This window comes from Streptomyces chengmaiensis (genome assembly GCF_029846775.1).
Classification (GTDB): domain Bacteria; phylum Actinomycetota; class Actinomycetes; order Streptomycetales; family Streptomycetaceae; genus Streptomyces; species Streptomyces chengmaiensis.
Genome location: NZ_JARWBG010000017.1, coordinates 27,293 through 51,190, shown reverse-complemented (window position 1 = coordinate 51,190; position 23,898 = coordinate 27,293). Strand labels below are relative to the sequence as shown.

23 protein-coding genes and 1 pseudogene are annotated in these 23,898 nt (G+C 70.8%); 7 read left to right on the top strand and 17 right to left on the bottom strand.

Going from position 1 to position 23,898, the window contains the following annotated elements:
- Positions 1–16 precede the first annotated feature (16 nt).
- A complete protein-coding gene (locus tag QCN29_RS16380) occupies positions 17–1,231 on the top strand; it encodes a TerD family protein (RefSeq protein ID WP_279928939.1) in 1,215 nt (404 codons plus the stop codon).
- 135 nt (positions 1,232–1,366) lie between these two features.
- On the opposite strand, the gene QCN29_RS16375 is transcribed toward QCN29_RS16380, so the two are convergent.
- Together QCN29_RS16375 and QCN29_RS16370 are read right to left on the bottom strand one after the other, a co-directional pair.
- On the bottom strand, positions 1,367–2,809 hold the full coding sequence (locus QCN29_RS16375) for an alkaline phosphatase PhoX (RefSeq protein WP_279928826.1): 1,443 nt from the start codon (positions 2,807–2,809) through the stop codon (positions 1,367–1,369).
- Between the two features lie 191 nt (positions 2,810–3,000).
- The gene (locus tag QCN29_RS16370) at positions 3,001–4,473 is read right to left on the bottom strand and encodes a hypothetical protein (RefSeq protein WP_279928825.1); all 1,473 of its coding nucleotides are present in this window, start codon (positions 4,471–4,473) and stop codon (positions 3,001–3,003) included.
- Positions 4,474–4,766: 293 nt separating this feature from the next.
- Here QCN29_RS16370 and QCN29_RS16365 point away from each other — a divergent pair, with 293 nt between their 5' ends.
- The gene (locus tag QCN29_RS16365; protein WP_279928823.1) at positions 4,767–6,608 is read left to right on the top strand and encodes an endonuclease/exonuclease/phosphatase family protein; all 1,842 of its coding nucleotides are present in this window, start codon (positions 4,767–4,769) and stop codon (positions 6,606–6,608) included.
- A 77-nt stretch (positions 6,609–6,685) separates the two neighbouring features.
- A pseudogene (locus QCN29_RS16360) lies at positions 6,686–6,868 on the top strand (4-hydroxy-tetrahydrodipicolinate synthase); the annotation flags it as partial.
- Here the strand turns inward: QCN29_RS16360 and QCN29_RS16355 are convergent.
- The 4 genes from QCN29_RS16355 to QCN29_RS16340 all read right to left on the bottom strand — a co-directional run bounded on the left by QCN29_RS16355 (position 6,853) and on the right by QCN29_RS16340 (position 9,152).
- Positions 6,853–7,059 (bottom strand): hypothetical protein, encoded by a 207-nt coding sequence (locus tag QCN29_RS16355; protein WP_240135851.1) that lies wholly within the window; start codon positions 7,057–7,059, stop codon positions 6,853–6,855. The pseudogene QCN29_RS16360 and the gene QCN29_RS16355 overlap by 16 nt on opposite strands.
- 115 nt (positions 7,060–7,174) lie before the next feature.
- Positions 7,175–8,176 carry a 2,3,4,5-tetrahydropyridine-2,6-dicarboxylate N-succinyltransferase gene (dapD, locus tag QCN29_RS16350; protein ID WP_279928821.1) on the bottom strand — a complete coding sequence of 334 codons (1,002 nt, stop codon included), beginning with the start codon at positions 8,174–8,176 and terminating at the stop codon, positions 7,175–7,177.
- Between the two features lie 116 nt (positions 8,177–8,292).
- Positions 8,293–8,832, bottom strand: a complete 540-nt coding sequence (locus tag QCN29_RS16345) for a TetR/AcrR family transcriptional regulator (protein ID WP_279928819.1) — start codon at positions 8,830–8,832, stop codon at positions 8,293–8,295.
- Positions 8,832–9,152, bottom strand: coding sequence for a DMT family transporter (locus QCN29_RS16340; protein ID WP_450169498.1), 321 nt, complete (start codon positions 9,150–9,152; stop codon positions 8,832–8,834). Before QCN29_RS16340 ends, QCN29_RS16345 begins: the two co-directional genes overlap by 1 nt.
- 242 nt (positions 9,153–9,394) lie before the next feature.
- On the opposite strand from QCN29_RS16340, the gene QCN29_RS16335 reads away from it, so the two are divergent.
- On the top strand, positions 9,395–10,354 hold the full coding sequence (locus QCN29_RS16335; protein ID WP_279928818.1) for a DUF7847 domain-containing protein: 960 nt from the start codon (positions 9,395–9,397) through the stop codon (positions 10,352–10,354).
- Between the two features lie 93 nt (positions 10,355–10,447).
- Here the strand turns inward: QCN29_RS16335 and QCN29_RS16330 are convergent, their stop codons facing one another.
- From QCN29_RS16330 to QCN29_RS16295, 8 genes are all read right to left on the bottom strand, one after another.
- Positions 10,448–10,786 (bottom strand): metal-sulfur cluster assembly factor, encoded by a 339-nt coding sequence (locus QCN29_RS16330; protein WP_279928817.1) that lies wholly within the window; start codon positions 10,784–10,786, stop codon positions 10,448–10,450.
- A complete protein-coding gene (gene sufU / locus QCN29_RS16325; protein WP_240135857.1) occupies positions 10,783–11,274 on the bottom strand; it encodes a Fe-S cluster assembly sulfur transfer protein SufU in 492 nt (163 codons plus the stop codon). Before sufU ends, QCN29_RS16330 begins: the two co-directional genes overlap by 4 nt.
- Positions 11,275–11,287: 13 nt before the next feature.
- Positions 11,288–12,556 (bottom strand): cysteine desulfurase, encoded by a 1,269-nt coding sequence (locus QCN29_RS16320; protein WP_240135858.1) that lies wholly within the window; start codon positions 12,554–12,556, stop codon positions 11,288–11,290.
- Entirely contained in the window at positions 12,553–13,317 is a 765-nt protein-coding gene (gene sufC, locus QCN29_RS16315; protein WP_279928816.1) for a Fe-S cluster assembly ATPase SufC, read from the bottom strand. The genes QCN29_RS16320 and sufC overlap by 4 nt, the downstream gene beginning before the upstream one ends.
- 7 nt (positions 13,318–13,324) lie before the next feature.
- The gene (locus QCN29_RS16310; RefSeq protein ID WP_240135860.1) at positions 13,325–13,642 is read right to left on the bottom strand and encodes a non-heme iron oxygenase ferredoxin subunit; all 318 of its coding nucleotides are present in this window, start codon (positions 13,640–13,642) and stop codon (positions 13,325–13,327) included.
- Positions 13,639–14,865: a Fe-S cluster assembly protein SufD gene (sufD, locus tag QCN29_RS16305; RefSeq protein WP_398859266.1), complete on the bottom strand. Its 1,227-nt coding sequence runs from the start codon at positions 14,863–14,865 to the stop codon at positions 13,639–13,641. Before sufD ends, QCN29_RS16310 begins: the two co-directional genes overlap by 4 nt.
- 158 nt (positions 14,866–15,023) lie before the next feature.
- Positions 15,024–16,445: a Fe-S cluster assembly protein SufB gene (sufB, locus tag QCN29_RS16300; RefSeq protein WP_240135861.1), complete on the bottom strand. Its 1,422-nt coding sequence runs from the start codon at positions 16,443–16,445 to the stop codon at positions 15,024–15,026.
- Positions 16,442–17,173, bottom strand: coding sequence for a helix-turn-helix transcriptional regulator (locus QCN29_RS16295; RefSeq protein ID WP_279928813.1), 732 nt, complete (start codon positions 17,171–17,173; stop codon positions 16,442–16,444). Before QCN29_RS16295 ends, sufB begins: the two co-directional genes overlap by 4 nt.
- Positions 17,174–17,487: 314 nt before the next feature.
- Here QCN29_RS16295 and QCN29_RS16290 point away from each other — a divergent pair, with 314 nt between their 5' ends.
- From QCN29_RS16290 to QCN29_RS16280, 3 genes are all read left to right on the top strand, one after another.
- Positions 17,488–18,414 (top strand): ABC transporter ATP-binding protein, encoded by a 927-nt coding sequence (locus tag QCN29_RS16290; RefSeq protein WP_240135863.1) that lies wholly within the window; start codon positions 17,488–17,490, stop codon positions 18,412–18,414.
- A 364-nt stretch (positions 18,415–18,778) separates the two neighbouring features.
- The gene (locus tag QCN29_RS16285; RefSeq protein WP_279928811.1) at positions 18,779–19,546 is read left to right on the top strand and encodes an ABC transporter permease; all 768 of its coding nucleotides are present in this window, start codon (positions 18,779–18,781) and stop codon (positions 19,544–19,546) included.
- A 148-nt stretch (positions 19,547–19,694) separates the two neighbouring features.
- Complete coding sequence (locus QCN29_RS16280; RefSeq protein WP_279928809.1) at positions 19,695–20,666, top strand: COX15/CtaA family protein; 972 nt, start codon at positions 19,695–19,697, stop codon at positions 20,664–20,666.
- 168 nt (positions 20,667–20,834) lie between these two features.
- On the opposite strand, the gene QCN29_RS16275 is transcribed toward QCN29_RS16280, so the two are convergent.
- The 3 genes from QCN29_RS16275 to QCN29_RS16265 form a co-directional block, all read right to left on the bottom strand.
- Positions 20,835–21,962, bottom strand: coding sequence for an amidohydrolase family protein (locus tag QCN29_RS16275; RefSeq protein ID WP_279928808.1), 1,128 nt, complete (start codon positions 21,960–21,962; stop codon positions 20,835–20,837).
- A 72-nt stretch (positions 21,963–22,034) separates the two neighbouring features.
- Positions 22,035–22,361, bottom strand: a complete 327-nt coding sequence (locus tag QCN29_RS16270; RefSeq protein WP_279928807.1) for a hypothetical protein — start codon at positions 22,359–22,361, stop codon at positions 22,035–22,037.
- A gap of 80 nt (positions 22,362–22,441) precedes the next feature.
- A complete protein-coding gene (locus QCN29_RS16265; RefSeq protein WP_240135868.1) occupies positions 22,442–23,389 on the bottom strand; it encodes a heme o synthase in 948 nt (315 codons plus the stop codon).
- Between the last annotated feature and the right edge of the window lie 509 nt (positions 23,390–23,898).

The window sequence follows — 23,898 nt, the reverse complement described above, 5'->3', positions numbered from 1 at the left end:
CCCTGGCATGACAGCTATGACCCCCGGCTCGAACATTCCTCTCTCCGCCGTGCGTGTGGCGGTGGACGTCGCCGCTCCGGTGCGGCTCGACGTATCGGGCCTGCTGCTCACCGCCGACGGCAAGGTGCGCTCCGACGACGACTTCATCTTCTACAACCAGCCCGCGGGCCCCGGTGTCACCTACCGCTCGGGCGGCGGGACGGCCCCCGATGCGATCATCGTGGACACCTCAGCGGTGCCGCCCGGCATCGAGAAGATCGTCGTCACCGCCAGCCCGGACGCGGCAGGGCAGACCTTCCAGGGCATCGAGCCCACCGCCACCGTCCGCAACGCCGACGACGGGACGGCGCTGGCCACCTTCACTCCCCCGCGGCTGGGTGCGGAGACGGCGCTCGTCGTCGTCGAGATCTATCTGCGCAACGGCGCGTGGAAGGCGCGCGCGGTCGGCCAGGGCTATGCGAACGGGCTGGCCGGCATCGCCACGGACTTCGGCGTCTCGGTCGACGAGGAGCCGGCGGCCGCAGCGCCCGCCGCCCCGGCAGTGCCTCCCGCAGCCGCCGCCCCGGCCGCCGCAGATCCGCGCGTGGCCGCCCCGCCGATGCCCTCGACGCCCCCGGCCGCGGCGGCCGCAGCGCCCGCCGCGCCCGGCGCCGGGAAGATCAATCTGGACAAGGGGCGGGTAAGCCTCCAGAAGAACCAGACCGTGTCCCTGGTCAAGGGCGGCCGGCCGCTGCTGTCCCAGGTCAAGATGGGCCTCGGCTGGGAGCCCGCCTTCCGGGGCAAGGACATCGACCTGGACGCCTCCGTCATCGCCTACGGCCCCAGCCGCAACCACCTCGACAGCTGCTACTTCGGCAAGCTGTCGATCCTGAACGGGTCCGTCAAGCACTCGGGCGACAATCTCACGGGTGAGGGCGCGGGCGACGACGAGGTGATCGTCGTGGACCTGGGCCGGCTCCCCGCGGAGGCGACGGGCCTGGTCTTCACGGTGAACTCCTTCTCCGGACAGAAGTTCACCGAGGTCGCCAAGGCGTACTGCCGGCTGATCGACGCCATGACCGGCGAGGAGCTGGTCCGCTTTGACCTGACCAACGCCGAGCCGCAGACGGGTGTGATGATGGCCAAGCTCATCCGGCAGTTCTCGGGCGAGTGGGAGATGACCGCACTGGGCCAGTTTGTGAAGTCCCGCACCGTCCGCGGCATGGTCAAGCCGGCCGCGCAGGCCCTGTGACCCGTGCGGCCGGCCCCCCGCCGCCTGTCCCGGCGGCGGGGGGCCNTCTCGGGCGAGTGGGAGATGACCGCACTGGGCCAGTTTGTGAAGTCCCGCACCGTCCGCGGCATGGTCAAGCCGGCCGCGTACCCGTCGTCAGTGGCGGGGCGAGTGGCGCCGCCACGGGCCGGTGACGGCCAGGAGGATGCCGGGCTCCTGGATGCTGGCGTACAGCGTGCGTCCGTCGGGCGAGAAGACGACGCCCGCGAACTCGCTGTCGTTGAGGTCGTTGCGGGCTATCGGATAGGTGCGGCCGCGGTCGGTCGCGCCGAACAGGTGCTGCACGCCCTCGCCGTCCTCGGCGAGGACCAGTCCCCCGTACGGGGAGACGGTGATGTTGTCGGGGCCGTCGAACGCCCCGTCCTCGTCCGGGCTCGCGTTGACGCCCAGCAGCACCTTGAGGGTGAGCGTGCGGCGGCGCGGGTTGTAGAACCAGACCTGTCCGTCGTGCGGCTCGCCGGGGCTCTCGTCACGGGCGTACGACGAGACGAAGTACGCCCCGCCGTCGCCCCACCACATGCCCTCGAGCTTGCGGGCGCGGGTCACCTCGCCCTCCCCGAACTGCTCGCGGACGGGGGTCTCCCGGGCATCGCGGTCGGGGACGTCGATCCAGTCGACCCCGTACACCGTGCCGATGCGGGTCGCACGGGAGAGGTCGTCGACGAACCGGCCGCCCGAGTCGAAGCAGCGGGGCGCCTGGAGGACGCCCGCGTCGTCGGCGAGGTGGCGCAGCCGGCCGCGGCGGTGGGTGAAGCCGCGCGGCGGGACCCAGCGGTAGAGCAGACCGTTCGGCTTGGAGTCGTCCTCCGTCAGATAGGCGTGGCCACGCCGGGGGTCGATGACCACGGCCTCGTGGTCGAAGCGGCCGAACGCCTTGATGGGCCGGGGGTCGCGGTTGGCGCGCCGGTCGTAGGGGTCCACCTCGAAGACATAGCCGTGGTCCTTGGTCATGCCGTTCTCGCCGGCGCGGTCGGAGTTCTCCTCGCACGTCAGCCAGGTGCCCCAGGGGGTGCCGCCGCCGGCGCAGTTGGTGGAGGTGCCGGCGATGCCGACCCACTCGGCGGTACGGCCGTCACGGCGGGTCTCCACGACGGTGCAGCCGCCGGCCGCGGCCGGGTCGTACACGAGGCCCTCGGTGAGCGGCACGGGGTGCTCCCAGCGGGCCCGGGGCCCTTTCAGTTCATGGTTGACCACCAGCAGCGTCACTCCGCGCGGGCCGTCGAAGGCGGCAGTGCCGTCGTGCTTGGCGGGCGTGAACTCGCCGGACTCCAGCCGGGTGACGCCGCTGTGCGTGACGATCTGGTAGCGGAAGCCGGCAGGCAGCGCGAGGATGCCCTCCGGGTCGGGGAGGAGCGGGCCGTAGCCGGGGCGGCAGCGGTGGCCGTCGCCCTCGTCGGGGACGGCCTGGCCGGGGGTGTCGCCCTCCTCGGCGGCGAGGGCGCCGGGCGCGGTGGCGAGCGAGCCGACGGCGCCGGTGAGGGCGACGCCTGCGCCGGTGAGGGCGGACTGTCTGGTGAACTCCCTGCGGGTGAGCGGCATCGAGGTCTCCTGAGGGACGCATCCAGCGTGGCTGATGTCGGGCGTCACCCTTGCGCCCCCGTATAAACACCGCCTGAACGAGACCCGACATCGCGGCACTTCTCGCGGCTGATTGCGCCCCACGCGTCCACGCACCCGTACGCTTCCCGCGCCTTTCCGCGGGACCTGGAGCGTCGACGGCCCGCGAGGTGTCAGGGCGCCTGCCGGGAGCGGGCCTTGAAGGCCGCCTTGCGGGCCTCCTTGGCCAGCTTCTTGTCCGCGTGCAGCCGCCCCATCGCCTCCAGCACCTCCGCCGTCGCCGGATGCTCCACCCGCCACGCCTCCTCGAAGAACCCGCCGTGCCGCCCGACCAGGCCCTCCACCAGCTCCTGGAGTTCCTGGGGCTCGCCCTCCGCGTCCAGCTGCGCGGCGATCGTGTCAATGGCCAGCCAGAAGATCATCGACTCGGACGGGGCCGGCACATCCGTCGCCCCGCGCTCGACGAGCCACACACGCGCCAGGCCGCCCAGCTCGGGGTCGTCCAGCACCGCCCGCACCGCGGGCTCCGCCTGGGCGCCGACGAGGGTCAGCGCCTGCTGGCAGTGGAGCCGGCGCAGGGGAGCGCCCTCGTCGTCGCCCTTCGCCGCCGCGAGGAGCTCGACCGCCGCGTCCCCTGCCCCGCGCCGCGCCAGCCACTGCTCCGTCTCCGCCCGCGCCGCCACCTCCGGATAGCGGGCCAGCCCGTCCAGCAGTGCGTCCGCGTCCTTGTCCGCCAGGTCCCCGACCGCCGGGGCGTCGACCCCGGCCTCCAGCAACCGGGCCCGGACGCCGTACAGCCCGAGGGGCGTCAGCCGCACCAGCCCGTACCGGGACACGTCCTCCTCGTCCGACGGCGGCGCCACAGCCGCTTCTTCGGTACTTTCCTCGGCCAGCAGCGCCTCGTCCACCGGTCGGTACTCGACGAGTCCGAGCGGCTCGAACATCCGGAACTGGTCGTCCAGCCGCATCATCGCCTCGGACACCTGCTCCAGGACGTCGTCCGTGGGCTCGCCCATGTCGTCGGGCACGATCATCGACGCGGCGAGTGCGGGCAGCGGCACCGGTTCCTCGGCCGCCGCGCCGCCACCGGAGACGGTGAGCAGGTACAGGTTCCCGAGGACCCCGTCGAGGAACTCGATCTCCGCCTCCGGGTCCCAGTCCAGCGCCGAGAGGTCGATTGCTCCGTCCTCCCCGACGATGTCCTCGAGGTCGTCCAGGACGGGCGCGGTGGCATCGGCGTGGACGGCCTCGAACGCCTCCTGCCAGATGGCGAGCACGTCCTGAGGGCCGCCGGAGGTGACGAGCGGCAGGCCCTCCCCGGCGCTGGCCCCGCCGTACTCGGCCTCCTCGCCCTCGGCCTGCTCGTCCGGCTCCGAGACGTCGACGAGTCCGGTGTCGACCGCGATGCGCCACGCCTCGCTCGCATCAGCCGCGCCGTCCTCGTCGGCCGGGAGCCCCAACTCCGCTGCGGCCGCCGGGAGCTGTTCCTCGATCAGTTCGCCGCCCGCGCCGACCCGCGTCGCAGGGCCCGCCCAGCGGGCGAGCCGTACGGCCCTGGAGAGCAGCGGCGCGGCGAGCGCGTCCCGTGCGAGCTCCGCGTCCGTGTGCAGACGCACCGGGGGCAGGGTGGGGCGGTCTTCGGGCATCTGGTCGTTCTCCTCGGCGCGTACGCGAAACGGATTCTGGCGTGGTCTGCGAGAGCCCCAGCGTAGACGCAATGCCGCCCGTTTCGCCGCGCTCGCCCCACGAGCAGGCGACGGCCGCACGGCCGACTCGGGGCCCCTCGCCGCGCCGTCCGTCGCGCGATTCATCACCGGGCCATCGCACATACATCTGTCAAGCCTTGACAAGTACCCTTCTCAGCCAAGAGATTGACGCGCGTAGAGCCATCGCACAGCTCCGCTCTTTCTCTCTGACCACCCCTCACACCGGAGTTCGCATGCCTTCCTCCGCCCTGCCGAGACCCTCCGCGCTCTCGGCCGTCGTCGCAGCAGCGCTGGCCGCCGGTCTGCTCGCCGGCGTCTCCCCCGCCTCCGCCGCAGGCTCGGACGACGCCGTCCGCATCCATGACATCCAGGGCTCCACCCGCATATCCCCGCTCGCCGGCCAGCGGGTCTCCGACGTCCCGGGCATCGTCACGGGCGTACGGACCTACGGTTCCAAGGGATTCTGGTTCCAGGACGCCGAGGGTGACGGCGACGACGCCACCAGCGAGGGCCTGTTCGTCTACACCGGCTCCGCGCCGACCGTGGCAGTGGGCGACCGGGTGACGGTCTCCGGCACCGTCACGGAGTACGTCCCCGGAGGCACGTCCTCGGGCAACCAGTCGCTGACCGAAATCAGCAGGCCGGCCGTCACCGTCGTCTCCTCCGGCAATCCCGTGCCCGCCCCCGCCGCGATCTCCCTGTGGTCGGTGCCGTGGACGTATGCCCCGTCCGGCGACCCGGACGCGGACGGCAGCATCAACGCCCTGCCGCTTCGGCCCCACCGCTATGCGCTGGACTACTACGAGTCCCTGGAGGGGATGAACGTACGCGTCGGCTCCTCCCGGGTCGTCGGGGCCACGAGCCGGTACGCCGACATGTGGGTGACGGTCAACCCGTTCGAGCACCGCAACCACCGGGGCGGCACCGTCTACGGCTCGTACACCTCCCAGAACACCGGGCGGCTGAAGATCCAGTCGCTGACCCCGACCGCCGAGCAGCCGTTCCCCAAGGCGAACGTCGGCGATGTGCTGGCGGGCCGGACCGAGGGCCCGCTGGACTTCAGCCAGTACGGCGGCTACACGCTGGCCGCGCGCACCCTCGGCACGGTCGTCGACCGCGGTCTGACGCGGGAGAAGACCCGCAAGCAGTACCGCGGCGAGCTTGCGGTCGCCACGTACAACGTGGAGAACCTCGATCCGTCCGACCCGCAGGAGAAGTTCGACGCGCTCGCCGCCGGGGTGGTGAACAACCTCGCGTCGCCCGACATCCTCGCCCTGGAGGAGATCCAGGACGACAGCGGGCCGAAGAACGACGGCACGGTCGGCGCCGAGGAGACGCTGAGGAAGTTCACGGACGCGATCAAGGCGGCGGGAGGTCCCGCGTACGAATGGCGCGGCATCGACCCGGAGAACAACAAGGACGGCGGCCAGCCCGGCGGCAACATCCGCCAGGTGTTCCTCGTCAACCCGGAGCGGGTCTCCTTCACCGACCGCGCGGGCGGCGACGCGACGACCTCGACCGGGGTGACGAAGGAGTACGGCGGGGCCGCGCTGACCCACTCCCCCGGCCGGATCGACCCGGCGAACGAGGCCTGGGAGAACAGCCGCAAGCCGCTGGCCGGCGAGTTCACCTTCCGCGGCCGCACGGTCTTCGTGATCGCCAACCACTTCGCCTCGAAGGGCGGCGACGAGTCGCTGGTCTCCCACCACCAGCCGCCGAACCGTTCCTCCGAGGTACAGCGCCACCTCCAGGCGAAGGCGGTCAACACCTTCGTCAAGGACCTCCTCAAGGCCGACCGCCGCGCCCGGGTGCTGGTCGTCGGCGACATCAACGACTTCGAGTTCTCCGGGACGACGAAGACGCTGACGGACGGCGGGGTGCTCTGCACCGCGATCACCTCCCTGCCGCGCTCCGAGCGCTACTCGTATGTGTACGACGGCAACAGCCAGGTCCTGGACCAGATTCTGACCAGCCCGGCCATCCGCCGCTTCAGCTACGACAGCGTGCACATCAACGCGGAGTTCGCGGACCAGAACAGCGACCACGACCCGCAGGTGCTGCGCTTCCGCCCGTAGGGCCGCCGCCGCTTCGCCGTCACACGCCCGCGCTGAGCCACAGCGCGGGCGGGTGCCGCTTGACGGTGCATGCGCTGGCGCTGCCGCTGACGGAGCTGATGATGGCGGCCGGGCTGCCCGGCACGGTCACCGCGAAGGCGCTGCTGGGGGCGCTCGGGCTGCCGTCGGGCGGGGTGCGGGAACCGCTGCGGCCCGCCGGACGCGAGGCGACCGGCGGGCTGCTGGCGGCGTACGAGGCGCTGGTTCAGTCGAACACGTAGGTGAAGCCCAGAATCGCGGCGTGCTCCAGGACGTCCTCCATCGGGTCGTCGATCTGACCGGTGTTGACGAGGGTGACGACGGGCCCGTTGTGCGAGTCCTGGTGCGTCTCGTCGGCGTGCGCGACAGCTCCGGGCAGCGCCAGCGATGCGATGACCGCGAGCGTGCCGACGGCGGTCGTCCTGAGCCTCATAGGTGCCTCTCCATCCTCGAAACCTCAAGTGCCCCTGCGTACGACCTGTTCATCCGCTCTTCGCGGGGCGAGGTCACGCAGAGGCACCTGAACGGGTGGCGCTCAGCCGGCCGGCTCAGTCGTTGCTGTGCAGCACGTCGTTGAGACCGCCCCAGACCGCGTTGTTGGGACGGGCCTCGACCGCGCCGGTGACGGAGTTGCGGCGGAAGAGGATGTTGCTCGCGCCGGACAGCTCCCGGGCCTTGACGATCTGGCCGTCGGGCATGGTGACCCGGGTGCCGGCGGTGACGTACAGACCGGCCTCGACGACGCACTCGTCGCCGAGCGCGATGCCGATGCCCGCCTCGGCGCCGATGAGGCAGCGCTCGCCGATGACGATCCGGACGTTGCCGCCGCCGGAGAGGGTACCCATGGTGGACGCGCCGCCGCCGATGTCGGAGCCGTCTCCCACGACCACGCCGGCGGAGATCCGGCCCTCGATCATGGAGGTGCCGAGGGTGCCCGCGTTGAAGTTGACGAAGCCCTCGTGCATCACGGTGGTGCCCTCGGCGAGGTGGGCGCCGAGCCGGACGCGGTCGGCGTCGGCGATCCGCACGCCCTTGGGGGCGACATAGTCCGTCATACGCGGGAACTTGTCGACGCTGGTCACCTGGAGGTGCAGCCCCTCGGCGCGGGCGTTGAGCCGGACGCTCTCGACCTGGTCGACCGCGACCGGGCCGAGGCTCGTCCACGCCACATTGGCGAGGAGCCCGAAGACGCCGTCGAGGTTCTGCCCGTGCGGCTTCACCAGCCGGTGGGAGAGCAGGTGGAGCCGCAGATAGGCGTCGTGCGCGTCCAGCGGCTTGTCGTCGAGCGAGGCGATGACGGTGCGTACGGCTACGACCTCGACGCCGCGGCGCGGGTCGGGTCCGATCGCCTTGGCCGCGCCGTCCCCGAGCAGCTCGACGGCCCGCTCGGCCGAAACCCGCTCGGTCCCGGCGGGCCCGGGCTCCTCCACGAGCGCGGGCGCGGGGAACCAGGTGTCGAGGACGGCGCCCTCGGAGGTGATCGTCGCGAGTCCGGCGGCGACGGCGCCGGTGGTGCGTGGAACTGTGGTGCTGTCGGGCGAGTCAGTCATGCCATGAACCTAACCGGCCGCGGGCTTCGGGGGCGAACCGGTCTCACCTCCCGGTCGCCGCAGAGCCGGCCCCGGCGCCCTCGGCGGACCGCTTCCCCTCCCCGCCTCACCCCGCCTCACCCCCGCAGCACCCGCGCCAGCACCTCCCGCGCATACCCCTCGTCATACTCCGCCCCCGTCAGCAGCACCTGCAGACAGATCCCGTCCATCAGCGCCACGGCCGCCCGCGCCGTGACCGCGTCCGTGCGGCGGGCCAGGGTGTCCGCGACGCCCTGGCACCATTCCGCGGCGACGGGGCGCAGAGCCGGCCGGCGCAGGGCCGCCAGGTACAGCTCGTACTCCAGCTCCGCGCCCGCCCGGTCGCCGGCGAGCCACTGCCCCATCAGCCGGGCGAGCTCCGTCGCGACGTCGGCCTCGGGGTCGGCGAGCGCGCCGCTGTCCCGGACCGCCGTGGCGAAGCCCTCGTTGGCCTGGCGCAGTGCGGCGACCAGCAGTTCGTCGAGCGAGCGGAAGTGGTACGTCGTCGACCCCAGCGGCACATCCGCCTCGGCCGCGGCCGCTCGGTGGCTGAGCCCGGAGATCCCGTGGCGTCCGACGACCCGGATCGCCGCGTCGATGATGCGCTGCCTCCGCTCGGGGTCGTAGCGGCGGCCCATCAGTGCGCCCCGTCCAGACTCAGCACGACGACCCCGGCGATCACCAGCGCGATCCCGGCGATCTTGACCAGGCCGGCTGACTCGCCCAGCCAGATCATGCCGATGGCGGCGACCGCCGCGGTGCCCACCCCCGACCAGATCGCGTACACCGTCCCGACTGCCAGCGTCCTGAGCGTCTGCGCGAGCAGCGCGAAGGCCAGTCCGTAGCCCGCCACGGTGAGCAGCGAGGGCCACAGCCGGGTGAAGCCGTCGCTGTACTTCATGGCCGTCGTGCCGGCCACCTCCGCTGCTATCGCCGCGGCGAGCAGTCCGTATCCCATCCCCATGCGTACAAGCGTACACATCGATGCGTACGGGTGTACATACAACGGTCGACACCCCCGCGAACCCGTGGCGAACACCGAGCGCTACGGTGTGCCGTTCATGTGCACAAGGGGAGGATGAGACATCAGTGGCTTACGGGAACCCGCCTTACGCAGACCCGCCGCCGGGGTGGGGCGCCGGCTGGACGCCTCCGCCCCCTCCGCCCAAGCCGGGCGTGATACCCCTCAGACCGCTGGGGATGGGCGATGTGTACGGGGGTGCTTTCGCGACGATCGGCCGGTGCTGGAAGCAGCTCTTCGGCATGGCCCTTGCGGTCTACGGAGGCGCAGCCGCGCTCTTCGCGGGCGTGGTCGCGCTCGCCTACGCCGCGGTCAGCGACCATGTCGACGTCCTTGTGCACGCGTCGGCCTACGAGGACCCGCCGTGGGAGGACATCCGTCCGCTCATCGTCGCCTTCGTCTGCGCCTGGCTCATCGGCGTGGCCGTGATGGTGCTCGCCCAGGCGCTGCTCTCCGCGGCCTGCCCGGCCGTGCTCCAGGACGCCGTGATCGGCCGCCGGGTCACCTTCGGCGCGGTCTGGCGGCGGGCCTGGGGACGGCTGCCCGCGGTGCTCGGCGCCGTCCTGCTGGGGAACCTGGCCGTCTGCGCCGTCCCGCTCATCCTGTGGGGCACGGGCATCGGCCTGCTCATGACGGGCGCGGCAACGCAGAACGGCGCGACCGCCGCCTGGGCGCTGCTGCCGCTGCTGCTGCTCTTCGCCGCCGTTCCGCTGTCGATCTGGCTCTGGGTGAAGTTCCTGTTCGCCCCGACGGCGGCGGTTATGGAGCGGCAGGGCCCGGTCGCGGCACTGCGGCGTTCGTCCCAGCTGGTGCGCGGCGACTGGTGGCGGATCTTCGGCATCTCACTGCTGGCCTGGATCATGGCCGCGGCGGCGGCGTACATCATCCAGCTGCCGTTCAGCTTTGCGACGATGCTGCCGGGCTCCGTCGTGGACGCCGACGCCTCACCGGCCCAGGCCGTCGCCGCCATGGCGGTCGGCCTGATCACGTTCGTCATCGGCTCGCTGATCGGCCAGATCGCCGCAGCGATCTTCCCTCAGCTGGTCAACAGCCTGCTCTACGTCGACCAGCGCATCCGCAAGGAGAACCTGGCCCCCGCGCTGGCCCAGGCGGCGGCACAGCACGCGCCGGCCGGATGACGGCGGGCGACGCAAACGGCCGTGCCCGCCGGACGGTTCGTCCGGCGGGCACGGCCGTTCCACACGCCGCGGCGCGCGTCGCGCGTGTCCGCGTCACACGTTGAAGCCGAGCGCCCTCAGCTGCTCACGACCATCGTCCGTGATCTTGTCGGGGCCCCACGGCGGCATCCAGACCCAGTTGATCTTCAGCTCGTTGACGATTCCGTCCGTCGCGGACTTCGCCTGGTCCTCGATCACATCGGTCAGCGGACACGCCGCCGACGTCAGGGTCATGTCCAGCGTCGCCACATTGGAGTCGTCGATGTGGATGCCGTAGATCAGGCCCAGATTGACCACGTCGATACCCAGCTCGGGGTCGACGACGTCGTACAGCGCCTCGCGGACTTCTTCCTCCGAGGCCGGCTTCGCCACGGCCCCTGCGTTATCGGTCATGCCGTCTTCCTCACAGCCTCGTCGGCGTCATCGGACTCGTCGGCGCCGTCGCCCAGCGCCTGGGCGGTCGCGTCCTTCCACGCCATCCAGCTCAGCAGAGCGCACTTCACTCGCGCCGGGTACTTGGAGACGCCGGCGAAGGCCACCGCGTCCTCCAGCACCTCCTCCATGGCGTCGTCCGGCTCGATCTGGCCCTTGGACTGCATCAGCTCCAGAAAGACGCTCTGGATCTTCCTGGCCTCGGACAGCTCCTTGCCGACCAGCAGCTCGTTCAGCACGGAGGCGCTGGCCTGGCTGATGGAGCAGCCCTGGCCCTCGTAGCTGACGTCCGCGATGCGCAGACCGTCGTACTTCACTCGGAGGGTGATCTCATCGCCGCACGTCGGATTGACGTGGTGCACCTCGGCGTCGCCATCCCGCAGACCGCGCCCGTGCGGGTGCTTGTAGTGGTCCAGGATGACGTCCTGGTACATCGAATCCAGCTTCAAGGTCAGCAGCCCCTCATCCGAAGAAGTTACGGACGTGCTCCAGCCCGTCAACGAGGGCGTCGACCTCCGCCGGCGTGGAGTACAGATAGAAGGACGCTCGCGTGGTCGCAGGAATTCCGTACCGCAGGCAGACCGGCCGTGCGCAGTGATGGCCGACGCGGACCGCGATGCCCTGCTCGTCGAGCACCTGCCCCACATCGTGCGGGTGGATGTCGCCGAGCGTGAACGAGATCGCCGCGCCCCGGTCCTCGGCCGTGGTCGGGCCGATGATCCGCAGGTCGGGGACCTCCTGCAGTCTCTTGACCGCGTACTCGGTCAGGATGTGCTCATGCTGGGCGATCTTGTCCATGCCGATCGAGCTGAGGTAGTCCACGGCCGCGCCGAGGCCGACGGCCTGGGCGATCGGGGGCGTGCCCGCCTCGAACTTGTGCGGCGCGGGCGCATAGGTGGAGGAGTTCATCGAGACGGTCTCGATCATCTCGCCGCCGCCGAGGAACGGCGGCAGGTCCTCCAGCAGCTCCTGCCGGCCCCAGAGGACGCCGATGCCGGTCGGACCGCACATCTTGTGCCCGGTGAAGGCCACGAAGTCGGCCTGCAGCGCCTGCACGTCCAGCACCATGTGCGGGGCGGCCTGCGAGGCGTCGATCAGGACGAGCGCGCCGACCTCCTGGGCGCGGCGGACGATCGCCTCGACCGGGTTGATCGTGCCCATGATGTTGGAGACCAGCACAAACGAGACGATCTTCGTGTTCTCGGTGATGATCTCGTCGATGTCGGACAGATCGAGCCGGCCGTCGTCGGTGAGGCCAAACCACTTCAGCTTTGCTCCGGTGCGCTGCGAGAGCAGCTGCCACGGAACGATGTTGGAGTGGTGCTCCATCTCCGTGATGACTATCTCGGTCTCACGGTCCACCCGGTACGGCTCGTCGGCCCAGCCCAGCATGTTCGCCACGAGGTTCAGCGACTCCGAGGCGTTCTTGGTGAAGATCACCTCGTCGCGGCTGGGTGCGTTGATGAAGGCGGCGACCTTGTCGCGGGCGCCTTCGTACAGCGCCGTTGCCTCCTCGGCGAGCACATGCACGCCGCGGTGGACATTGGCGTTGTGCTGTTCGTAGTACTCACTCAGCACGTCGAGCACCTGGCGCGGCGTCTGGGACGTCGCGGCGTTGTCCAGGTACACGAGCTTCTTGCCGTCGTGGAGTCGGCGGTCCAGGATCGGGAAGTCCTTGCGGATCGCCTCGGTGTCGAGGAGGCCGGGGAGCCCCTGGCGGGGTGCAGTCACGCCGATACGCCACCCTTCACATATGCCTCGTAGCCCTCGGCCTCCAGCTTGTCCGCGAGCTCCGCGCCGCCGGACTCGGCGATGCGGCCGTTCGCGAAGACATGCACGAAGTCGGGCTTGATGTAGCGCAGGATCCGCGTGTAGTGGGTGATCAGCAGGGTGCCGACCTCGCCGGTCTCGCGGACGCGGTTGACGCCCTCGGAGACGATGCGCAGCGCGTCGACGTCCAGACCCGAGTCGGTCTCGTCGAGGATCGCGATCTTCGGCTTGAGCAGTTCCAGCTGGAGGATCTCGTGGCGCTTCTTCTCACCGCCGGAGAAGCCCTCGTTGACGTTGCGCTCGGCGAAGGAGGGGTCCATGTGGAGACGCTCCATGGTCTCCTTGACCTCCTTGACCCAGGTGCGCAGCTTGGGGGCCTCACCGCGGATCGCGGTGGCGGAGGTGCGCAGGAAGTTGGAGACCGAGACGCCGGGGACCTCGACCGGGTACTGCATGGCGAGGAAGACGCCGGCGCGGGCGCGCTCGTCGACGCTCATTTCCAGGACGTCCTCGCCGTCCAGGGTGACGGCGCCGCCGGTGATCGTGTACTTGGGGTGGCCGGCGAGCGAGTAGGCGAGCGTGGACTTGCCGGAGCCGTTGGGGCCCATGATGGCGTGGGTCTCGCCCTGCTTGACGGTCAGGTCGACGCCCTTGAGGATCTCGCGGGGGCCGGCCTCCGCTTCGACGGAGACGTGCAGGTCGTGGATTTCAAGCGTTGCCATGGGTGCCTCAGGACTCCTGGGTGACGGAGACGAGCACGTCGTCCCCTTCGATCTTTACGGGGTATACGGGGACGGGCTGCGTCGCGGGAAGGCTGTCGGGCTTGCCCGTGCGGAGGTCAAAGCTGGAGCCGTGCAGCCAGCATTCGATGTGGCAGTCCTCCACTTCGCCCTCGGAGAGGGAGACGTTCGCATGCGAGCAGACGTCGTAGATGGCGAACACCTCGCCCTCGGTGCGGACGACCGAGACCGGCGTGCCCTCGAGTTCCACCCGCTTGGGGGTGTCCTCGTCCAGCTCGCTCAGGCCGCAGGCGCGTACGTACGTCATGCGACGGACGCCTCCAGCTCTTCCTCGATCTTGGCGATCAGCCGCGCCTCGACGTCGTCGATGCCGATCTGCTGGACCAGCTCGGCGAAGAAGCCGCGGACGACCAGACGGCGGGCCTCCTGCTCCGGGATGCCGCGGGCCATCAGGTAGAACAGCTGCTCGTCGTCGAAGCGGCCGGTGGCGGAGGCATGGCCGGCGCCGACGATCTCGCCGGTCTCGATCTCCAGGTTGGGCACCGAGTCGACCCGCGCGCCGTCCGTCAGGACGAGGTTGCGGTTCATCTCATAGGTGTCCGTGCCCTCGGCCGCGGCCTGGATCAGAACGTCGCCGATCCACACGGCGTGTGCGTCGTCGCCCTGCAGCGCGCCCTTGTAGACCGCGTTGGACTTGCAGTGCTGGGTGTTGTGGTCGACGAACAGCCGGTGCTCGTGGTGCTGGCCCCGGTCGGTGAAGTACAGGCCGAAGAGCTCCGCCTCGCCGCCGGTGCCCTGGTAGGCGACCCGCGGGTGCAGCCGTACGAGGTCTCCGCCGAAGGTGACGACGACCGACTTGAAGGAGGCGTCCCGGCCGATCAGCGCATTGTGCTGGGAGCAGTGGACGGCCTTGTCGTCCCAGTCCTGGACGGTGACGACGGTGAGCTTGGCGCCGTCGCCGAGGACGAAGTCGACATTGGCGGCGAGGACGGCGTCGCCGGTGTGGTCGATGACCACGACGGCCTCGGCGAAGGCGCCGAGCTCGATCACCTGGTGGGCGAAGGCGGTGCCGCCCTCGCCGTGGACCGCGATCCGGATCGGCTCGGTGAGCACGGCCTCCTTGGGCACGGTGACGACCGAGGCCTGCTCGAAGGAGCTGTACGCCTGGGCGGCGACGCGGTCGACGGGGGTGCCGGCCGTGCCGAGCCGCTCGTCGTCCCGCCCGACGGCCTCGACCGTGACGCCGTCGGGCGCGTCGACGGCCACCTTGACGCCGGCGCCGTTCGCGACGGCCGTGCCGTCGTGCAGCCCGCGCAGCCGCTCGAGCGGGGTGAAGCGCCACTCCTCCTCGCGGCCGTGCGGCACCGGGAAGTCCGCCACGTCGAAGGACGGGGGCGCACTCATCCGGGTGGCGACGGTCGACTCGGCGGCCACCGCGATCGAGCCGGCGGTGGTGGATCCCGCCGGCGGGGGTCCCCCCTGGACCGTGGTCCTGCGGAGGTCCTCGGGGGAGTTCTGAGCCTCAGCCATGGCTGTCCTAGTGCTCACTTTCTGCATTCATAGTGCGTGTCGCCTCCGGGCGCCGTGCCCGGCGGGCATCGGCGTGCCCTTCGGCTCGCTCGCAGGCTCATGGGGTGAGCCGGATGGGACCTGGGGTCCCGGGGTCAGGGAGTGACGGCAGAGGGCGGCTAGCCCACCGCGCCTTCCATCTGCAGCTCGATCAGCCGGTTGAGCTCCAGCGCGTACTCCATGGGCAGCTCCTTGGCGATCGGCTCGACAAAGCCGCGCACGATCATCGCCATCGCCTCGTCCTCGCTCATGCCCCGGCTCATCAGGTAGAAGAGCTGGTCCTCGGAGACCTTGGAGACGGTGGCCTCGTGGCCCATGGACACGTCGTCCTCGCGGACGTCGACGTACGGGTAGGTGTCGGAGCGGGAGATCGTGTCCACGAGCAGCGCGTCGCACAGCACGTTGGACTTGGCGCCCGGGGCGCCCTCGCCGATCTCGATCAGTCCGCGGTAGGAGGTGCGGCCGCCGCCTCGCGCCACCGACTTGGAGACGATGTTCGAGGAGGTGTTCGGGGCCATGTGCACCATCTTCGCGCCCGCGTCCTGGTGCTGGCCCTCGCCCGCGAAGGCGATGGAGAGGGTCTCGCCCTTGGCGTGCTCGCCCATCAGGTAGACGGCCGGGTACTTCATGGTGACCTTGGAGCCGATGTTGCCGTCGACCCACTCCATGGTCGCGCCCTCGTAGGCCACGGCACGCTTGGTGACCAGGTTGTAGACGTTGTTCGACCAGTTCTGGATCGTCGTGTAGCGGCAGCGGCCGCCCTTCTTGACGATGATCTCGACGACGGCGCTGTGCAGCGAGTCCGAGGAGTAGATCGGGGCGGTGCAGCCCTCGACGTAGTGGACGTAGGCGTCCTCGTCGACGATGATCAGCGTCCGCTCGAACTGGCCCATGTTCTCCGTGTTGATGCGGAAGTAGGCCTGGAGCGGGATGTCGACGTGAACGCCCTTGGGGACGTAGATGAACGATCCGCCGGACCACACGGCCGTGTTCAGCGAGGCGAACTTGTTGTCACCCACCGGGATCACGGTGCCGAAGTACTCCTTGAAGAGCTCCGGGTGCTCCTTCAGCGCGGTGTCGGTGTCCAGGAAGATGACGCCCTGCGCCTCCAGGTCCTCACGGATCTGGTGGTAGACGACTTCGGACTCGTACTGGGCGGCGACGCCGGCGACGAGGCGCTGCTTCTCCGCCTCCGGGATGCCGAGCTTGTCGTAGGTGTTCTTGATGTCCTCCGGCAGTTCCTCCCAGGAGGCCGCCTGCTGCTCGGTGGACCGCACAAAGTACTTGATGTTGTCGAAGTCGATGCCCGACAGGTCCGAGCCCCACGTCGGCATGGGCTTCTTGTCGAACAACCGCAGACCCTTGAGCCGCAGCTTCAGCATCCACTCCGGCTCGTTCTTCTTCTCGGAGATGTCGCGGACGACGTCCTCGGAAAGGCCGCGCTTGGCAGCGGAACCGGCTGCGTCGGAGTCGGCCCAGCCGAATTCGTACCTGCCCAGACCCTCGAGTTCGGGGTGGGCAGTCTCCGTGGGGAGAGTCATGCGGGGTTCCTCCCGGCCGTGCTTGCAGATGCTGTGGATGAAGTCTTCTTGGGAATGAACGTGGTGCAGACCCCGTCGCCGTGGGCGATCGTGGCCAGTCGCTGCACATGCGTCCCGAGCAGTTGGGAGAAGACCTCGGTCTCCGCCTCGCACAGCTGCGGGTACTGCTCGGCTACATGGGCGACCGGGCAGTGGTGCTGACAGAGCTGCTCGCCCTGCTGGTTGTGGGGCGCATTACGCGCCGTGGCAGCGTACCCGTCGGCGCTCAAGGCCTTCGCCAGCGCCTGGGTCCGCTCCTCGGCCGGGGCCTCGTCGACCGCCCTGCGGTACGCCTCGGCCTGTGCCGCGACGCGGTCCCTGGCGAAGGCGGCCACGGCCTCCTCGCCGGCGGTCCGCTCGATCCAGCGGAGGGCGTCCACGGCCAGCTCGTCGTACGACTGGTCGAAGGCGTCCCGGCCGCAGTCGGTCAGGGCGAACACCTTGGCGGGCCGTCCCCGTGTACGCGTTCCGTAGACCCGCTGTTCACGGGCTTCCACCACATTCTCCGCGACGAGCGCGTCGAGATGGCGACGGACGGCGGCCTGGGTGAGACCGAGACGGCCGGCGAGATCGGCCACTGTGGACGGGCCGTGATCCAGGATCGACCGCGCGACCCGGTTGCGCGTCGAGCGCTCCCCGGTCGCGAGCTCCTCCTGCGGCGTCTCCCGCCCGCTCTCGCCGTTTTTCACAACGCCATTGTTGCGTAATTCTTCTGACCGTGACAACCAACGCCTGCTCCGCGAGCCGGTGCGCTTCGTCACTAAGGGTCACCTAAGGAAGGGGCGGCTCCGGATGGTCTGAAGCAGCCGGACAATCGGCTGTGGCCTGCCCTTACTCCGGAAATTCCGGCGGAATGGCGTGGCACGGGACGCCGGCCGCGCCAGGGTATTTCCGGTACCGAAGATTCCGTTGATGCCCACGCCCGGACGGGGGACGTACGCGGGGCGGCGGAGCTTCGCCCCCATGGCCCGACGGCCCCCGCGCCCCGCCTAGACTTCCCGGCATGCGAAGCGAGTCCGCCGTCGAGATCCGGGGTCTGGTCAAGCGGTACGGGACGAAGACGGCCGTGGACCGCCTCGATCTCGACGTACGCGCGGGCTCGGTCACCGCGGTCCTCGGCCCGAACGGCGCCGGGAAGACCACCACCGTCGAAATGTGCGAGGGATACCGCCGCCCGGACGCGGGCGCGGTGCGGGTGCTGGGCCTCGACCCGGTCGCCGACGCCGCGAAGCTCCGGCCCCGCATCGGTGTGATGCTCCAGTCCGGCGGCGTCTACACGGGCGCGCGCGCCGACGAGATGCTGCGGCACATGGCGCGGCTGCACGCCCATCCGCTCGATGTGGACGCACTGATAGAGCGCCTGGGGCTCGGCTCCTGCGGCCGCACCCCGTACCGGCGGCTGTCCGGCGGCCAGCAGCAGCGGCTCGCGCTGGCGCTGGCCGTGGTCGGCCGCCCCGAGCTGGTCTTCCTGGACGAGCCCACGGCGGGCCTCGATCCACAGGCCCGCCGCGCCACCTGGGAACTGGTGCGGGAACTGCGCGCCGACGGCGTCTCCACCGTGCTGACCACGCACTTCATGGACGAGGCCGAGGAGCTTGCGGACGATGTCGCGATCATCGACACGGGCCGGGTGATCGCCCAGGGCAGCCCGGAGGAGCTGTGCCGGGGCGGTGCGGAGAACACCCTGCGCTTCACCGGACGGCCGGGGCTGGACCTCGGCTCCCTGCTGAAGGCCCTCCCGGACGGCTCGGCCGCCGTCGAGCTGACGCCCGGCGCCTACCGGATAACCGGCGAAGTGGGCCCCCAACTGCTGGCCACGGTGACCTCCTGGTGCGCCCAGCACGGCGTGATGCCGGACGGCATCTCCGTGGAGCGGCACACCCTCGAAGACGTGTTTCTGGAACTGACGGGCAAGGAGCTGCGCGGATGACGGCGCACTACGACGAACGCGACCGGGGGTCCGGGGGTCGCCCCCCGGAAAAGCACAGCCTGGAACTGACGGGCAAGGAGCTGCGCGGATGACGGCGCGCCACGACGAACGCGACTGGGGGTCCGGGGGTCGCCCCCCGGAAAAGCACAGCCTGGAACTGACGGGCAAGGAGCTGCGCGGATGACGGCGCGCCACGACGAACGCGACTGGGGGTCCGGGGGTCGCCCCCCGGAAAAGCACAGCCTGGAACTGACGGGCAAGGAGCTGCGCGGATGACGGCGCGCCACGACGAACGCGACTGGGGGTCCGGGGGTCGCCCCCCGGAAAAGCACAGCCTGGAACTGACGGGCAAGGAGCTGCGCGGATGAGCGTCGGCACATACGCACCAAAGCCGGGTGCCGCCCCTCTCGGCAGGATGATCACCGCGCAGGCCGTCTTCGAGACGAAGATGCTGCTGCGCAACGGCGAGCAGCTGCTGCTCACCGTCATCATCCCGTCCCTGCTCCTCGTGCTGTTCTCGACGGTCGACATCGTCGACACCGGCAGCGGCGAGCCGGTGGATTTCCTCACCCCCGGCGTGCTCGCGCTCGCCGTGATGTCCACGGCGTTCACCGGTCAGGCCATCGCCACGGGCTTCGAGCGGCGGTACGGGGTGCTCAAACGGCTCGGGGCGTCGCCGATCCCGCGCTGGGCGCTGATGTGTGCCAAGACGCTGTCGGTGCTGGCCACCGAGCTGCTGCAGATCGGCCTGCTGACGGCCATCGCCTTCGGCCTCGGCTGGTCGCCCGAGGGCAATCCGCTCTCCGTGCTGCTGCTGCTCGCGCTGGGCACCGCCGCGTTCTCCGGGCTCGGTCTGCTGATGGCGGGCACCCTGAGGGCGGAGGCGACGCTCGCCGCGGCGAATCTGGTGTTCCTGCTGTTGCTGATCGGCGGCGGGGTGATCGTGCCGCTGGAAAAGTTCCCCGGTCCGGTCGCCTCGGCGCTCGGACTGCTGCCGATCTCGGCGCTCTCCGAGGGGCTGCGCGAGGTGCTCCAGCACGGCGCGGCGCTGCCGTGGACCGATCTGGGCGTGCTGGCCGTCTGGGCGGCCGTGGGGCTGGGGGCTGCGGCGCGGCTGTTCCGGTGGGAGTAGCCCCGGAGCGGTCCGGGCACTGGCCCCGGTCCGGGCCCCGGTCCGGGTCTTGACCCGCGTCCGGTCCGGGCCCCGGTCGGGCGGGGGAATGGTCCGACTGGCCTGACTCGCACCCCTCGTGAACGGTTGCACAAGCCCGCCTCTTACGATGAGGGCCGTGCAGACCCCTCTCGCCTTCATCGCCCAGCGCTGGACGCCGTCCCCGAAGACGCTCCGGCGTGCCGCGCTGTCCGCCGTCGTGATGAGCGTCGTCATCATCGTCACCGGCGGGGCGGTCCGGCTGACCGGCTCCGGCCTCGGCTGCGACACCTGGCCCAAGTGCACGGACGACTCGCTGTTCACCACGCCCGAGCAGGGCATCCACGGGGTGATCGAGTTCGGCAACCGGATGCTCACCTATGTGCTGTCGGCGGCCGTCGGCTGGACGATCATCGCGGCGCGGTCCGTGAAGCCGCGGCGGCGGGGCCTGAGCAGGCTCGCCTGGTCGCAGTTCTGGATCGTGATGGGCAATGCGGTGCTCGGCGGCATCACGGTGCTGGCGGGCCTGAATCCATGGACGGTGGCCGGACACTTTCTGCTGGCCAACGGTCTGCTCACGGTTGCCGTCGTCACCTGGCAGCGCGCCCGCGAGGGCGACGGCAGGCCGCGGGTGCGTGTGCCGAAACCCGTACGGCAGCTGTCCTGGGCGATCGTGGCCGCCTCGGTGGCGCTCATCGTGCTGGGCACCGCGGTGACCGGCTCCGGCAAGCACGCGGGCGACAGCAGCGAGGTCCCGCGCATGCCGTGGCACTGGGCGGACGTCGCGCACGTCCACGCGGCCGCGGCCTGGGCGGTGTGTGCGCTGGCGGTGGCGATGTGGCTGGGGCTGCGGGTGGTGGACGCCCCCGACGACATCCGGGCGCGCGCCCGCGATCTGCTGCTGGTCCTGCTGGCCCAGGGCGGCATCGGCTATCTCCAGTACTTCACCGGCGTCCCGGAGGTGCTGGTGGCGGCCCATATGCTCGGCTCGGCCCTGATGTGGGTCGCGGTGCTGCGGCTGGCGCTCAGCCTGCGCGAGCGGGAGGTCACGGCCCCGGGGATTCCGTCCCGTGCGGAGCCGACGCCGGCTGTGCGGGCCTGAGCCGGACCGGCCGTCCGGGTGCGACCGTTCCGGCGCGCCCCGCTCCCAGCACGTCTGTCGCGGCTGCGAGCCGACCACAGCCCCGCCGTACGACCGGCTCCGGCTTCCCGCCGGGGACGGCTTCCCGCCGTGGTGGGGCAGGGGCTGGTCCGGCCCTCCGCCCCGCCGTCAGCCCCGGCAGACGGCGGGGGCCCGGAGCCGGTCCGCCGGCGCGAGGCCGTAGACGCGGCGGGCGTTGCCCTCGGCGATCATCGCTGCGACCCGCCGGGCGTCCTGAAGGCTCCACGCCCCTTCGGCGACCCAGCCGCCCAGCACCCGGCCCAGTGCCTCGCGGAAGCTCCGGGCTCCGACGACGTGGAGTTCGGGCAGCACGCGAGCTCCGCTGGAGAAGAGGAGCTTCCCGAAGGGAGCGAGCTCCAGGATCTCGGCGAGAACGGCCGCCGCCCGGGTGCCGGTGTGCGTCAGGGCTGGGCCGAGATCCGCGTACACATGGGGGAAGACGCTCGTCAGATGCGCCGCGTGGCGGTGGCGCGGATAGCCGCCGAGCAGGACGAGATCCGTGCCGAGCCCGGCGGTCGCCTCGGCGAAGGACGCGAGGATCAGCGGGTCCGCCACCCCGACGTGGAGCTGCAGCGGCAGCCCGGAGGCCACGGCGATCCACAGAAGATGCCGTACGAGGACGGGGTCGTCGAGGCGGTCGCCGACGGCGCGCCCGGCCAGCCAGCGCCCTGCAGCACAGCGGACCTCGCCGGGCCCCGGGGGGTCGGATGAGTCGGCCAGCGGCGTCTTCACGCCGGCGACCGAGGTGAAGGCGACGGCGTCGGCCGCGGCGCCGTGGACGGCCTCGGCGAGGTTCGCCAGAAAGGACTCCACGGTGCCGGAGGTGTCGGCGACCTGTTCGGCGAGGAGTTCGAGACGGACGATCTCCCGCGCCTCGGCCGTGCCCGCCGCGGCGATCTCCGACGGCCCGGTGAGGTCCCCGGGCAGCCCGGTGTCCACCAGGTAGGTGGCGATGCCGCTCCCCCTCAGCAGCCGCCGCGCCGCCTCCAGGACGCCGAGCTCCCGGCGCCGGGCGAGATAGCGGGCCGGCGGGCAGTGCGGCTCCAGGTCCAGCAGCGGCGGACACCAGCGCCGTACCGCGAAGCCGGTCTGCGTGTCGAAGAACGTGGTGCCCGGCGCGGGCGGGCTCGCCGTCCTGCCGAGACACGCCTCGAAGGCGCCGATGCCGAGCTCGGTGCGGAGCACGCCGTGGCAGTGCTGATCCACGAGGTTCGCCACAGACGCGGCGTCGATCATCCGGGGCTCCCAGGCGCAGACCGTGCAGTCACAGTCCTAACGCGCGGCCCCGGGTGGAGGTGTTGCCTGGCCTCAGGGATTGGCCGGGCCGCCCAGCTGGATGCCGGCCATCCTCGTCCACTCGTACGGCCCGGTCCGCACCTTCGCCGCGAAGTCGCCGTCGAACGACTCGTGCAGGGTGAGCCCGGCCTTCTCGGCCGCCGCCTGGGCGATCGCATGGCTCGGGGCCACCAGGTCGCCCCAGCCGCCGTCCTCGCCGACGAGCACGATGCGGGTGCCCATCTGGCCGAGGTAGGCGAGCTGGCCCTCGGCGCCGCCGTGCTGCTTGGCGAACGCGCTGATCTGCTTGGCGAGCTTGGCCGCGCGGCGCTCGGCGCGGGCGTCTGACTGGGTCTCCATAACCACGATGCTACCGACGAGTAGATCACATGGCGACCGCCGGGCACGGTGGCGTGGACCACGCGCGGGCGGGACGGCGGCTACCGCAGGAACGGGTCCACGGCGACCGCGACGAACAGCAGCGACACATAGGTGATCGACCAGTGGAAGAGCCGCATCTCCTTGAGCTTGCCGCCGGTGACGCCTGCCTTGGCCCGCGCCTGGAGCGCATGCGCCTCCCACAGCCACCAGCCGCCGGTGGCCAGGGCGACCGCGGTGTAGAACCAGCCGGTGTAGCCGAGTGGCTGCAGCAGCAGCGAGACGCCGACCATGACCCAGCTGTAGACGACGATCTGCCGCGCCACGGTCCGGTTGGAGGCGATGACAGGCAGCATCGGCACGCCCACGCGCGCGTAGTCGTCCTTCACCTTCATCGACAGCGGCCAGTAGTGCGGCGGCGTCCAGAAGAAGATGACGAGGAAGAGGATCACCGCGGCCCACGACATCGAGTCGGTCACCGCGGACCAGCCGATCAGCACCGGCATACAGCCGGCGATGCCGCCCCAGACGATGTTCTGCGCGGTGCGGCGCTTGAGGATCATCGTGTAGACGACGACATAGAAGAGAAGCGCGCCGAGGGCGAGGGCGGCGGACAGCCAGTTGACGAGCAGCCCGAACCAGAGGGTGGAGACGAAGGCCAGGGTGACGCCGAAGACGAGGCCCTCACGGGGCGAGACCATGCCGGTGACCAGGGGACGCTGCGCGGTGCGGTCCATCAGCGCGTCGATGTCGCGGTCGATGTACATGTTCAGCGCGTTCGCGCCGCCCGCGGAGAGGTAGCCGCCGATGCAGGTGGCCAGCACCAGCCGGAGGTCCGGTACCCCCTGAGCGGCCAGGAACATCACCGGCACGGTGGTGATCAGCAGCAGCTCGATGATCCGCGGCTTGGTCAGAGCCACGAATGCCTTGACGCGGGCCCCGAACGGCCGATGGCCCCCCGGGCTGGGAGTCAAGACGACCCCTGCGGGTCGGGACTCGACGGCCGTCACGCACACCCCTGACAGAGAAATCCCAGCAAGCTCCGGGAGTGAAGACCCGGTAAAGACTTGCGCGTACCACGCCACTCTAGACGTTGCCCATATGCCGTTCTCCGCCGGGGTGGGATCGTGTTGAGCGGCAACCGCATGCCGCGCGTATACACGGTCATGCCCATGGTCGAGCCGTCATTCGCGCCGTCGTTCGCGGCTTTGTCCGCGGCGTCGTTGACAGCGTTGTTGCGGCATCGTCCGCGGCGTCGTTCGCAGCGTTGTTCGAGTCGGCATCCGGCCCGGGAACCGTGCCGTCACACCCGCCGCCGCCCCGGCCGCCGCCCACGCCTGCCGCCGGGAGGCGAAGCACCGGAGCGGGCGGCACTCTGGCAGTACGGATGCCCGTATCGTCCGCCGTCCGCGCCCGATCAGGCGCTCGAATGGATGAGCGTCCGGGCGAGGGTAGGCTCGACAGCGCCCGGTGCGCTCTCAGTCACCGGGATTCGACATGTGGAGAGGAGCCCTGACTC